The sequence below is a fragment of the Schaalia odontolytica genome (genome assembly GCF_024584435.1).
Classification (GTDB): Bacteria; Actinomycetota; Actinomycetes; order Actinomycetales; family Actinomycetaceae; genus Pauljensenia.
The window spans coordinates 1,513,461-1,524,968 of record NZ_CP102197.1 but is presented as its reverse complement, the minus strand read 5'-3'; the positions used below and the strand labels follow the sequence as shown (position 1 = coordinate 1,524,968).

Sequence of the window (11,508 nt, the reverse complement as noted above, 5' to 3'; positions counted from 1 at the left end):
ACAATGGTGGCATGAACACCCCCGGACGACTTGGCATCGGCATCATCGGCATGGGGCACGTGGGCCCCGTCATCGGTTCGGCTGTGCGCGCCGTCGGTCACCAGGTGGTGGCCGTCTCAGCCTCCTCGCCCGCCTCGCGCGAGCGCGCCGACGCCATGCTGCCCGGCGTTCCGATCGCGTCGCCGGAGGAGGTGGCGCGGCGCTCGGAGGTGGTGATCCTCGCCGTTCCCGACGATCAGATTCGGCCCCTCGCTCGGGGGCTGGCCGATCTGGGCGTGTGGCAGAGCGGGCATATCGTCATCCACCTGTCGGGCGCCTCCGGGATCGGACTACTCTGCGCCGCCACCGACGCGGGAGCGATCCCGCTGGCAATCCATCCGGCCATGACCTTCACGGGCACCAGCGTTGACGTTGCTCGGCTCGTGGGAACTCCCTTCGCCGTCACCGCGGCTGCCCCCTTCTTGCCGATCGCGCAGGCCCTCGTCGTGGAGATGGGGGGCGAACCTGTGGTCGTTGCGGAGGAGGACCGTCCCCTGTACCACGCCGGTCTCGCCCACGGCGCCAACTTCATCGCCGGAATCACCGTGCAGACGACGCGCATCCTCGCCGAGGCCGGAATCGAGAATCCCGCCCTCTACGTGCGTCCTCTCCTCGAGGCCGCCCTCGACCGGGCGCTGACCGAGGGAGCCGCCGGGATCTCCGGCCCCGCCGCCCGGGGGGATGCTGGCACAGTCGCGGCTCACGCCCGCTGCCTCGGTGCTCACGAGGCGCTTGCGGGGGAGCGCGACACCTACGCGGACATGACCCGTGCCCTCACTCGCCTGCTGCGCGACGCGCGCCTCCTCGACGAACGGGCCGCGACCAGCGTCGAGGCGGCCCTCCTCGATCCCTCTTGAGTCCCGGCGCGGCCAGGCTCGGCGAGGCGCCGTGCCGGCACCGCGCCGCAACGATGGGCGAGGAGATCCCGCTCTGACGCGAATCGCGTGACGTGAGGAAAGCGACTCAAATGACGCACCGGAGGGCTGAACTTGCAAGAATAGAACTATGACGCATCGTCCCATCCTCACCCACACGCGCGACCAGCTGGCCGAGGCGCTCGCCCGCCTGCCCGGAACGAAGGCGCTCGTGATGACCATGGGTGCCCTGCACGCCGGGCACCTGCAGCTCGTGCGAGAGGCCCACGCGCTCGCCGACCACGTCATCGTCACGATCTTCGTCAACCCGACCCAGTTCGCTCCCGGAGAGGACTTCGACGCCTATCCGCGAACCCTGGGGGCGGACATGGACGCCCTCGAAACGGTGGGAGCGGACCTCGTGTGGGCTCCGTCCCCGCAGGACGTGTATCCGGCTCCCGCGACGGTCTCCATTGATCCGGGGCCCGTCGCGCGCGTCCTCGAAGGAAAGACGCGCCCCACGCACTTCGCAGGAGTCGCCCTCGTGTGCACCAAGGTCGTCAACCTCGTGCGCCCGGACGTGGCCCTGTACGGCCAGAAGGACGCCCAACAGCTGGCCGTCCTGCGCACCGTCTTCTCCCAGCTTGACATCCCCGTGCGCGTCCACGCGGTGCCGATCGTGCGCGACCGGGACGGCGTGGCCCTGTCCAGCCGCAACCAATACTTGAGCGAGGAGGAGCGCGTGCGCGCCCGCGCGCTGTCTCGTGCACTGCGCCGGGGCGTGGAGGTGGCCGAGGCGGGGGCAGAACCCGGGAGCGTCATCTCCGCGTGCCGAGCGGTCATCGACGCGGAGGACGGCATCGACCTGGACTACATCGCCCTCGTGGATGCGGGAACCTTCGAGATCCTCGCGGGAACCGACGGCGTGCCACTCGGGGAGGCAGAGGCAGCGCCGACGCTGCTGACCGACGGCTCGCGTGCCGGGCGAGTCCTCATCGCCGCCAAGGTCGGCAGTACCCGCCTCATCGACAACATGGAGGTGGCGTTGCGCGGCCCTGTGCGGCTCGAGGGGGACGAGGCCCGAGCGGGCGGTGCATCGGAGGAGACGGGGGCGCGCGCATGATGGAGATGACCCGCGAGATGGCCATCGGCAAGATCCACCGCGCCACCGTCACCGGTGCCGATCTGCACTACGTCGGCTCGATCACGGTGGATGAGGACCTGCTGGACGCGGCCAACATCGTGCCCGGGCAGAAGGTTGACGTCGCCGACGTCAACAATGGCGAGCGCCTGTCCACCTACACGATCGCGGGCGAGCGAGGCAGCGGCACCGTCCAGCTCAACGGTGCGGCCGCCCACAGGGTCAGGGTCGGCGACCTGGTCATCATCATGGCCTACGCCCAGGTCCCCGAGTCCCTCGTGCGTCAGGTGAAGCCGTCCGTCGTCTTCGTCGACGAGGCCAACGCGATCGTCGAGGCTGGCGACTGTCCGGGGCGCGTTCCCGAGGACTCCGCGCGTGCCCGCGAGCTGGGGCTGAAGAGCTCGGGGGCCTGACTGACACGCCGGCAGGAGCGTCCACTCAACCGAGTGGGCGCTCCCTTGTTTTCGATTCGTTTTGTGCACCTTTGCTCGTTTGGCGACAAGCGCTGTTCACAATTGTCCATACCTTGTCTTCGTCGGCGCTGATGCGCCCGTCGTACCTATCCTCGAAGAGCCGTACGAAAGGATGGTGGGGGCATGAGCAAGCGAGCGTCTCGGACGCGCCACGCACTCGCCGGATATGCGTTCCTGTCGCCCGCCCTGATCGGCGTTCTTATCTTCATGGTTGTGCCCATCGGCGTCATCATGTGGGTGAGCCTGTACCGGTGGGATCTGATCGGGGATACGCGATACGTGGGCCTGGCCAATGTCGCGAACGTGCTGAGCGACCCGGTCTTCCTGTCGTCCCTGCGCACGACGATTCTCTTCGTCCTCCTCGTGGTCCCCATTCAGATCATCCTGGGCCTACTCCTCGCGAACCTGCTGACGAAGGGCGTGCGAGGAACCGTGGTCTATCGCACGCTCATCGTTATCCCGTGGATCGCGCCTCCGCTGGCCCTCGGCGTCGTGTGGTCGTGGATCTTCGCCCCCACCGGCGGCCTCCTCTCAGCGCTTGCGGGCACTCGACTAGAAATTCTCGTGTCGCCCACCTGGGCGCTGCCGGCGGCGGCTTTCGTCGTCGTCTGGTCGAACGTGGGGTACACGGCGCTCTTCTTTATCGCCGGATTGCTTGCGATCCCGCGTGAGCTCACCGAGGCCGCGACCGTGGACGGCGCCTCCTCCTCGCAGGTGTTTTGGCACATCAAGATGCCCCTCCTGCGCCCGACCTTCTTCTTTGTCTCGGTCACCTCCGTGATCTCGGTCTTCAACGTTTTCGATCAGATCTACGCCCTGACCAAGGGCGGGCCGTCCGGCTCCACCGAGGTCCTCGCCTATCTGATCTACAAGGAGGCCTTCGAAACCGGAAATGTCGGCCGCGCCGCAGTCATGGCGTGCGTGATGATGCTGCTCCTGATGTGCCTGACGCTGGCCCAGAACCTGTACTTCCGGAAGAGGACCACGTATGAGCTCGTCTAAGTCGCACTCGCGTCGGCCCTGGTGGTCAACCCTGGGGATCTACGCGGGGCTGTCGCTGGCCGCATTCGTCATGGTCATCCCGCTGCTCTTCAGCTTCGTCACGGCCTTCAAGTCGCCCCAGGACTTCGCTTCGCACTCGCCGTTCGCGCTGCCCTCGCCGCCCTCCCTGGCCTCGTTCCAGGCGATCTTGACGGGACGAGTCAACTTCGGCGACGCGATCATCACGACGCTTCTCGTGGTCGTGGTGATGGTCGTCGGGCAGCTGGTGTCCTCCGTGCTGGCCGCCTACGCGTTTGCGCGCATCGAGTTCCCGGGACGCGAAGTCATCTTCTGGCTCTTCCTGGGCACCATGATGATTCCGGCGTCGGTCCTCGTCATCCCGCTGTACCTCATGATGGCGAAGATGGGGCTCAACAACACCTTCTGGGGCATCGTCCTGCCCTTCGTGTTCGCCTCGCCCTACGCGGTGTTCCTGCTGCGTCAGTCGTTCCGTCAGATCCCCCAGGAAATCATCGACGCGGCGACCATGGACGGTGCCGGGCAGATGCGCATCCTCTTCTCCATCGTCGTTCCCGTGTCGAAGCCGATCATTTCGACGCTCGTGCTCATCACGGTTGTGAGCCAGTGGAACTCATTCATGTGGCCGCGGATCATTGCCGCGACCAGGCCACGCGTCCTCACGGTTGCGACGGCCGCGCTGCAGAGCCAGTACAACGCGAATTGGACGTACGTCATGGCGGCGACGACCATCGCGCTCGTGCCCCTGATCGCTCTGTTCATTGTCTTCCAACGACACATCGTTGAATCGATTGCCCTGACGGGCATCAAGTAACAACACAACCCATCACAACTGGAGGTCTTCATGAATAGGCGTTTTGTTACCGCTACCGCTCTGATTGGTGCCGCGTCGATGCTGATGGCCGCCTGCTCGCAGGGTGGCAGCGCGTCGAGTGAGGCGGGCACGTCCCTGACCCTGCGTCTGTGGGATGATCAGGCTGCCCAGGCGTACGAGGCGGCGCTCCCCGCGTTCACCGAAGAAACGGGGATCACGGTCAACGTCGAGGTCGTCCCGTGGTCGGACTACTTCACGGGCCTGCGTTCTGAGCTCGCCGCAGGCACCGGACCGGACGTCTTTTGGTCCAACACGAACAACTACACCGAGTACGCCCGGGGCGGCAAGATCGTCAACATTGACGAGGAGTTCCCCGCCTCCGAGCGCGACGGCTGGCTTCAGGGGGCCATCGATCAGTACACGGTTGACGGAAAGCTCTACGGCGTCCCGGTCCTCACCGATCCGTCGATCGCGGTGTACTACAACAAGTCCCTCCTGGATGCGGCCGGCGTGAGCATCGAGGACCTGCAGAACCTGTCGTGGGATCCGAGCGCCTCCACCGACTCTCTGCGGGAGATCACCCGCAAGCTGACGCTGGACTCGTCGGGCCGCAACGCGGCTGACCCTGCCTTCGACGCGGACCACATCGTCCAGTACGGATACAACGCCGCGCTGGATGGCCAGGCCATGCTCATTCCGTACCTGGGTTCGGCCGGTGCCACACTGCAGGACGAGAGCGGGCACTTTACGTTCGCGAGTCCCGAGGGCGACGCCGCAGTCGGCTACCTGGTGGACCTCATCAACAAGGAGCACGTGGCCCCCTCGGCGGCCGATACGAACGATAACGGCGACTTCAGCCGTGATCAGTTCCTGCAGGGCAAGATCGCTCTGTTCCAGTCCGGTTCCTACAACCTGGCAAACGTGGCCGAGGGTGCGTCCTTCGAGTGGGGTCTGGCTCCCCAGCCGAAGGGTCCCGCAGGTGCCGTGACGGTCGGTAACTCCGTCGTCGCCGCCGGTTCGACGGCGAGCGCGAACCCCGAGGCTCAGCACAAGCTGCTGGCGTGGCTGGCTGGCAAGGACGGCGGTGCCGCACTGGGCAAGACCGGTGCCGGCTTCCCCGCGAACGAGAAGGCCCAGGGGACGTGGACCGCGTACTGGTCGGACAAGGGCGTCGACACCTCGGTCATGGCGAAGACCCCCTCGGGCACGATCATGGCTCCCTTCGGCGCGAAGCTGGGCGCGGCAATGGACGCGTACAACGGGGTACTCAAGGAGGTCTTCCTGGGACGCACCGGCGTGCATGAGGGCGTCCAGGCTGCCCAGGACGCCGCCAACGCGGCGATCGATCAGTAGTCGTCACAGACGTGGGACAGGCGCCGGCGGGACACGTTCTCGCCGGCGCCTCAATAAGGAGGACGCGAATGGATACCGTGCTCGGAATTTACGCCCACCCCGATGATGCGGACGTGGACGCGGGCGGGACTCTCGCTCGCTTCGCGCGCGAAGGATCGAGGGTCGTTGTCGCCGTTGTCACGGACGGCGATGCGGGAGGCTCTGACCAGGAACTGCATCAGCGGATGGCGGAGTTGCGTCGCGATGAACAGCGCCGCGCGTGCGAGCAGCTGGGCGTCACGGAGCTCGTCTTCTTCGACGGCTACCCCGACGGTATGGTGACCCCGTCCCACGGCCTCGTGCGCGATATCGTCGCCCTCATTCGGCGCGTGAAGCCGAACCTGATCCTCACACTTTCGCCCGAATACAACTGGTCGTCCATCTACGCCAATCACCCGGACCACCGGGCCGTGGGCGCCGCGGTCACGGACGCCGTCTATCCGGCCGCGCGCAACCCCTTCGCGTTGCCCGAGCTGCTTGAGGAGGGCCTGGAACCCCACGTCGTCGAAGAGGTGTGGTTCCAAGGTGGACCGTCGACGAACCACGTCGTCGAGCTGGACCGCTCGGACATCGAGGCCAAGGTCAGGGCGGTGCGCGAGCACGTCACCCAATTCGACGACCTCGATCGGATGGAGTCCTGGATCCGACAGGGCACCCGCGATGCGGGGCGTCCCCACGGATACGCGGGGGGAGAAGAGTTCTTCCGCTGGGACACGCGCGGGTGATGGCCCTCAGTCGAAGGCGGCGGCAACCAGCGGATTTGTGCGGATCGCCTGATCGAGCACGTCGCGCGCGACGTTGACCGAGTCGACCAGGGGGTGCAGCGCCAGCGCCTGCCACGCGAGGCTGCGGTCGCGCTCGCGGGCGGCGTCGATGACGAGATTCTCGCAGGCCTTCACGGATTGGACGAGGCCGAGGGCAGCGCCGCTCAAGGGGGCGACCGGAATCGGATGGACGCCGGAGGCGTCGACGTCGCAGGGAACCTCGACGACGTCCGTGTCGCGCAGCGTCGGAATCGAGGAGAAGCCGCCGTCGCCGTTACCGACGTTGAGGATCATGCGCGCCGGAGTGCTCGTGGCGAGCGCATTCATGAGGTCAAGGGCCACCTTCTGGTAGCCTCCGCCCGCGATGTCCTCGGCGCGCCTGCCGGAGCGGTCGTCGACGTCGCGGGCCTCGGCCATGTAGGTCGCCTCCCGGTCGGCGAGCGCATCGATCCACGTTTGTCCCGCCTGCTCGGGGTCGGAGAGGACGGCGTTGTAGAAGGCTTCCTGCTGATCGCGCAGGTACTCGCCGCGGGTCTGGTCCCGGTGGATGCGGGCCATGGCTTCGCGATGACAGTAGTAGTAGAAGAGGTATTCGTTGGGGAGGGCGCCCAGCGCGCGAATCCAGTCCGTGCCGATGGCGCGGGATTCTTCCATCGATCCCAGGGCCGCGTCGTCGGCGAAGAGGCGCGGGAGAATGTCGTGGCCGTCGACTGAGAGGGAACGCAGCCAGCCGAGGTGGTTGAGGCCCACGTAGTCGAAGGACACGTCGGTGCGCTCCTCCTCGGGAACGCCCAGGGCGTTCAGCGTGCGGTTGACGAGCCCGATGGGGGTGTCGCAGATGCCGATGACGCGCTCGCCGAGCACGGAACGCATCGCCTGGGTGATGATCCCGGCCGGGTTCGTGAAGTTGATGAGCCAGGCGTTCGGGCACAGGCGTTCCGCGTCGCGGGCCAACTCGAGTGCCGGCCCGAGCGATCGGAACGCGTAGCAGTAACCGCCCACGCCGACGGTCTCCTGCCCCAACAAGCCGTTGTCGAGGCCGCAGTGTTCGTCGAGGACCCTCCCGCAGGTCCCGCCCACGCGCATCGCGGAGAACACGAAGTCGGCTCCCGGAAGCGCCTCGTTGATGTCCGTCGTTCCGCGCACGGCCGGAGAGTGCGGGAAGCCCAATGCGGACAGCACGGCCATCATCGCGTCAAGCCTGCGCATGTCGGTGTCGTACAGGATGACGCGGTCGACGTCGAGGGAGGCGTAGTCGCCGCGACCTGAGCGTGAACGGGCCAAGACGTCGATCATCGCGGGGACCCGGAAGCCCCCTCCTCCGACGATGGTGAGCTGCATGGCGGGCATCCTCTCTGGATACGTATAGTGTGGCTCAGCGACATATTGTAGTCGCGCTCACGTCTAGGAGGACCTGTGGCATCTCGAGCACCCGCCGCATCTCAGTTCGCGGTGTACGGTCCGACCTTCCTTGACGTGGTCATGGGTCCCCTCGATGGTCCTCCGGTTCCCGGCCGCGAAGCCTGGGTGGAGGGAGCGCTCATGTGCGCGGGCGGCGCGGCCAATCAGGCGATTGCGCTGGCTCGCCTGGGCGTACCCGTGCGCCTGCATGCTCGCGTGGGCGTCGATCAGATGGGTCAGTTCGTGGACGGGATGCTCGCACGCGAGGGCGTGGACACCTCCTCGTGTGAGCGCGTGGGCGATCAAAACGTCACTGTCTCCCTGTCCTTCGACGGCGATCGCGCGATGACCACGCGCGGGACGACCGCGTTGCCGCGTTTGGGGGGCGACGCGCCGGCGTGCCTGCTCGCAGACGTGCGGGGAATCAGCGCGAATAGTGAGGTTGTGTCCTCCTGGCGCGAGCGCGGGACGTGGGTGCTGGCGGACACGGCATGGGACGAGGCCGGGGCCTGGGATCCGGCCGACCTGGAGGCCTTGCGCGTGGCTGACGTGTGCACGCCCAACGAGGAGGAGGCGCTCGCCTACGCGCGCACCGAGAGCGTGGAGGAAGCTGCGCGTTGGTTTGCGTCGTTTGGGTGCGACTGCGTGGTCACGTGCGGCAAGAACGGCGTGGTTGCGTGCGTCGATGGGCAGATCCTGCACGTGCCCGCACCCGCGGTGAGCGCGGTGGATACGACGGGCGCGGGGGATGTCTTTTCGGCGGCCCTGGCCTGGGCGCGCCGAGCGCGCCGTATGCCGTGGCCCGAGGCGCTCGCCCTCGCCTGTGCGGCCGCCGCCCACTCCACGCAGGGGATCGGCGGATCCTCGTCAGCTCCCTACGCGGCCGACCTCCCGGGCGCGTGAGCTGCCCAACCGGGGCCGGTTCCTCGTCGCGGGCGCAAATCCCGCTACGATAGATCCATGACCGATTCTTCTTCCGCGCCCACGCACGCGCCCTCCGACGACACTCCCGAGCAGGTCAAAGTCCGCGCAGCCAAGCGCGCGCGCCTCATGGAGGCGGGGATCCCCGCGTATCCGGTGAGCCTGCCAATCACGACCACAATTCGTCAGGTCCGCGAGCGCTACGGCCACCTGGAGGCCGGCGAGGAGACCGAGGACTACGTGGGCCTGGCGGGCCGCGTCGTCCTGGCGCGCAACGGAGGCAAGCTGTGCTTCGCCACCCTCATGGACGGTGCGGGCAACAAGATTCAGGTGATGCTCTCCGCCGCCTCCGTTGGAGCGGATTCCCTGGCCGCGTACAAGAACGACGTGGATCTGGGCGACCACCTGTACGTCCACGGGCGCGTCATTTCCTCGCGGCGCGGCGAGCTGTCGATTTTCGCCACTCCCGCCGAGGTGAGCGAGGAAGCCAGGGCGGCATACGACGCCGCGCCCACCGCGCTTCCCGCCCCCGACGCCTCGTGGGCGATCGCCTCGAAGGCCCTGCGTCCCCTGCCTAAGACGTGGACGACCGAGGATGGCGACGAGGTCACGCTGTCGGAGGACCAGCGGATCCGCCGCCGCGAGCTGGACCTGATCACGCGCCCCGCCGCCCGCGACATGATTCGCGTGCGTGCCGCGGTGAACCGTTCGATCCGCGAGAACTTCTTCCGCCGCGACTACATCGAGCTGGAAACCCCGATGCTCCAGGTGATTCACGGGGGCGCCGCCGCCAGGCCCTTCACCACGCACATGAACGCGCTCGACATGGAGCTCTACCTGCGCATCGCCACCGAGATCTACCTCAAGCGCGCGGTCGTGGGCGGCGTGGACCGTGTCTTCGAGATGAACCGCAACTTCCGCAACGAGGGCATGGACTCCTCGCACAGCCCCGAGTTCACTTCCCTGGAGGCCTACGAGGCCTACTCGGACTACAACGGCATGGCGCTCCTGACGCGCGACCTCATTCAACAGGCTGCTCGCGACGCCTTCGGCCTGCCCGAGGGCGAAGAGATCGTGCGCCTGGCCGACGGCACCGAGTACGACCTGTCGGGGCAGTGGGATCGCATCGACCTGTACGGCTCGACGTCGGAGGCTCTGGGCGAGGAGGTCACGGTGGAGACGCCGCGCGAAACCCTCGTCACGTACGCCGAGCGCGTCGGCCTGGAGGTCGACGACTACGCGGTGAGTGGCAAGATCGTCGAGGACATCTTCGAGGAGCTCGTCGCCTCCAAGCTGTGGGCGCCCACCTTCGTCTATGACTTCCCCGAGGACACCTCGCCGCTGACCCGTTACCACCGCTCCCGCCCCGGCCTGACCGAGAAGTGGGATCTGTACGTGCGCGGCTTCGAGACGGCGACCGCCTACTCCGAGCTGGCCGACCCGGTTGTCCAGCGCGAGCGCTTCGAGGCGCAGGCCCTCGCGGCCGCCAACGGCGACCCGGAGGCGATGGTCATGGACGAGGACTTCCTGATCGCCATGGAGCAGGGATTCCCGCCGTGCGGCGGCATGGGTATGGGAATCGACCGCCTGCTCATGGTGCTGACGGGCCAGGGGATCCGCGAGACGATCCCCTTCCCGCTGGTCAAGCGCCTGGGCTGATTGCGCGCGGGACCCCTTCGCTCCGCTCACGGGCGCGAAGGGGTCCCCTCGTACCGGCGGAGGCTAGGGGCGACGCCGCGGGTGGCCAGCCCTCGTGTGAACGAGATCGAGCAGCTCGTGCGCGGCCCCGTCGTCGAGCACGAGGTCGGTCGCGACCCCAGCGCGCAGAGCCCCGAGGAGCGGAAGGGCTTTGGAGGCTCCGGCGACGACACACAGGCGCCGGGGGATCTTCTTCAGCGTCGCCGGGGTCGGCCCCGACGCTCGTTCGTTCAGATGCATGTCGGTCGAACCGTCCTCGCGGATGAGGACCGTGCACACGTCGCCGACGACTCCGTCATTTTGGGCCGCCGCTATCTCGTCGGGTTCAAGGAATCCACCGGAGTAGACGTGGGAGGGCAGGCGCGCCGACATGGAGCCGACACCGAAGAGCGCGACGTCGGCGTTGTCGATTGTTGTGAGGACCGACTTGATGGAGCGCTCGCGCCACAGCGCCTCCTTGGTGTCGGCGTAGTCGAAGAACGCGGGGACGGGGAAGTTGACGATGCGTCCGCCGATGGCCTTGGCGGCACAGGTGATGATTGCTTCCGCGTACGGCATCTCGGTCTCGGTCGCGGTGGCGGCTCCGTTGAGCTGGACGACCGTGGAACCGGGGAAGGGCACGTGGGGCATCGCGCGCGCTATCTCGGCGGTCGTGTTGCCCCACGCGATTCCTAGGGTGGCGCCGGGAAAGAGCATGTCGGTGAGGTGCTCGGCGGCGACGAGGGCGACGTTGTGCAGGCGGTTGACCTCGGTGTGCACGTCGTGGACCGGGACGACGGAGACCTGAATGCCAAAGATGTCGGCGATCTGCCCGGCGAGGGTGCCCTTGAGACCAGGGGAGGCGGAGACGGAGATGCGGACCAGGCCGACCTCGCGGGCGTGCGCGAGGAGTCGTGATACGGAGGAGCGCGATATCTGCAGGTGGCGAGCGATTGTCTCCATCGTTTGCCCCTGCAGGTAGTACATCGAAGCCGCCTCGTGGGCCTGTTCG

11 protein-coding genes are annotated in these 11,508 nt (G+C 67.3%); 9 read left to right on the top strand and 2 right to left on the bottom strand.

Annotated elements, in window-relative coordinates; genetic code table 11:
- Positions 1 to 11: 11 nt before the first annotated feature.
- The 7 genes from NQK35_RS06775 to NQK35_RS06745 all read left to right on the top strand — a co-directional run bounded on the left by NQK35_RS06775 (position 12) and on the right by NQK35_RS06745 (position 6,458).
- The gene (locus NQK35_RS06775; RefSeq protein ID WP_257113645.1) at positions 12 to 896 is read left to right on the top strand and encodes a Rossmann-like and DUF2520 domain-containing protein; all 885 of its coding nucleotides are present in this window, start codon (positions 12 to 14) and stop codon (positions 894 to 896) included.
- 148 nt (positions 897 to 1,044) lie between these two features.
- Positions 1,045 to 2,016 carry a pantoate--beta-alanine ligase gene (panC, locus tag NQK35_RS06770; RefSeq protein WP_257113644.1) on the top strand — a complete coding sequence of 324 codons (972 nt, stop codon included), beginning with the start codon at positions 1,045 to 1,047 and terminating at the stop codon, positions 2,014 to 2,016.
- Complete coding sequence (panD, locus tag NQK35_RS06765; RefSeq protein WP_257113643.1) at positions 2,013 to 2,447, top strand: aspartate 1-decarboxylase; 435 nt, start codon at positions 2,013 to 2,015, stop codon at positions 2,445 to 2,447. The genes panC and panD overlap by 4 nt, the downstream gene beginning before the upstream one ends.
- A gap of 183 nt (positions 2,448 to 2,630) precedes the next feature.
- Positions 2,631 to 3,509: a carbohydrate ABC transporter permease gene (locus tag NQK35_RS06760; protein WP_257113642.1), complete on the top strand. Its 879-nt coding sequence runs from the start codon at positions 2,631 to 2,633 to the stop codon at positions 3,507 to 3,509.
- On the top strand, positions 3,496 to 4,341 hold the full coding sequence (locus NQK35_RS06755; protein WP_009213150.1) for a carbohydrate ABC transporter permease: 846 nt from the start codon (positions 3,496 to 3,498) through the stop codon (positions 4,339 to 4,341). Before NQK35_RS06760 ends, NQK35_RS06755 begins: the two co-directional genes overlap by 14 nt.
- A gap of 30 nt (positions 4,342 to 4,371) precedes the next feature.
- On the top strand, positions 4,372 to 5,694 hold the full coding sequence (locus NQK35_RS06750) for an ABC transporter substrate-binding protein (protein WP_009213151.1): 1,323 nt from the start codon (positions 4,372 to 4,374) through the stop codon (positions 5,692 to 5,694).
- Between the two features lie 68 nt (positions 5,695 to 5,762).
- Complete coding sequence (locus NQK35_RS06745) at positions 5,763 to 6,458, top strand: PIG-L deacetylase family protein (protein WP_257113641.1); 696 nt, start codon at positions 5,763 to 5,765, stop codon at positions 6,456 to 6,458.
- Positions 6,459 to 6,464: 6 nt separating this feature from the next.
- Here the strand turns inward: NQK35_RS06745 and NQK35_RS06740 are convergent, their stop codons facing one another.
- Positions 6,465 to 7,847: a 6-phospho-beta-glucosidase gene (locus NQK35_RS06740; protein WP_257113640.1), complete on the bottom strand. Its 1,383-nt coding sequence runs from the start codon at positions 7,845 to 7,847 to the stop codon at positions 6,465 to 6,467.
- A gap of 66 nt (positions 7,848 to 7,913) precedes the next feature.
- Here NQK35_RS06740 and NQK35_RS06735 point away from each other — a divergent pair, with 66 nt between their 5' ends.
- Together NQK35_RS06735 and NQK35_RS06730 are read left to right on the top strand one after the other, a co-directional pair.
- Positions 7,914 to 8,801, top strand: a complete 888-nt coding sequence (locus NQK35_RS06735) for a carbohydrate kinase family protein (protein ID WP_257113639.1) — start codon at positions 7,914 to 7,916, stop codon at positions 8,799 to 8,801.
- A 57-nt stretch (positions 8,802 to 8,858) separates the two neighbouring features.
- Positions 8,859 to 10,478: a lysine--tRNA ligase gene (locus NQK35_RS06730; protein WP_257113638.1), complete on the top strand. Its 1,620-nt coding sequence runs from the start codon at positions 8,859 to 8,861 to the stop codon at positions 10,476 to 10,478.
- A gap of 63 nt (positions 10,479 to 10,541) precedes the next feature.
- Here NQK35_RS06730 and NQK35_RS06725 read toward each other — a convergent pair whose 3' ends face one another.
- Positions 10,542 to 11,483, bottom strand: a complete 942-nt coding sequence (locus NQK35_RS06725) for a sugar-binding transcriptional regulator (RefSeq protein WP_048740536.1) — start codon at positions 11,481 to 11,483, stop codon at positions 10,542 to 10,544.
- Positions 11,484 to 11,508: the final 25 nt, after the last annotated feature.

Bases quoted from the DNA above. Each gene is read 5' to 3' on its own strand.
- NQK35_RS06775 (WP_257113645.1), top strand. From the start codon at position 12: ATGAACACCCCCGGACGACTTGGCATCGGCATCATCGGCATGGGGCAC.
- panC (WP_257113644.1), top strand. From the start codon at position 1,045: ATGACGCATCGTCCCATCCTCACCCACACGCGCGACCAGCTGGCCGAG.
- panD (WP_257113643.1), top strand. From the start codon at position 2,013: ATGATGGAGATGACCCGCGAGATGGCCATCGGCAAGATCCACCGCGCC.
- NQK35_RS06760 (WP_257113642.1), top strand. From the start codon at position 2,631: ATGAGCAAGCGAGCGTCTCGGACGCGCCACGCACTCGCCGGATATGCG.
- NQK35_RS06755 (WP_009213150.1), top strand. From the start codon at position 3,496: ATGAGCTCGTCTAAGTCGCACTCGCGTCGGCCCTGGTGGTCAACCCTG.
- NQK35_RS06750 (WP_009213151.1), top strand. From the start codon at position 4,372: ATGAATAGGCGTTTTGTTACCGCTACCGCTCTGATTGGTGCCGCGTCG.
- NQK35_RS06745 (WP_257113641.1), top strand. From the start codon at position 5,763: ATGGATACCGTGCTCGGAATTTACGCCCACCCCGATGATGCGGACGTG.
- NQK35_RS06740 (WP_257113640.1), bottom strand. From the start codon at position 7,847: ATGCCCGCCATGCAGCTCACCATCGTCGGAGGAGGGGGCTTCCGGGTC.
- NQK35_RS06730 (WP_257113638.1), top strand. From the start codon at position 8,859: ATGACCGATTCTTCTTCCGCGCCCACGCACGCGCCCTCCGACGACACT.
- NQK35_RS06725 (WP_048740536.1), bottom strand. From the start codon at position 11,483: ATGTACTACCTGCAGGGGCAAACGATGGAGACAATCGCTCGCCACCTG.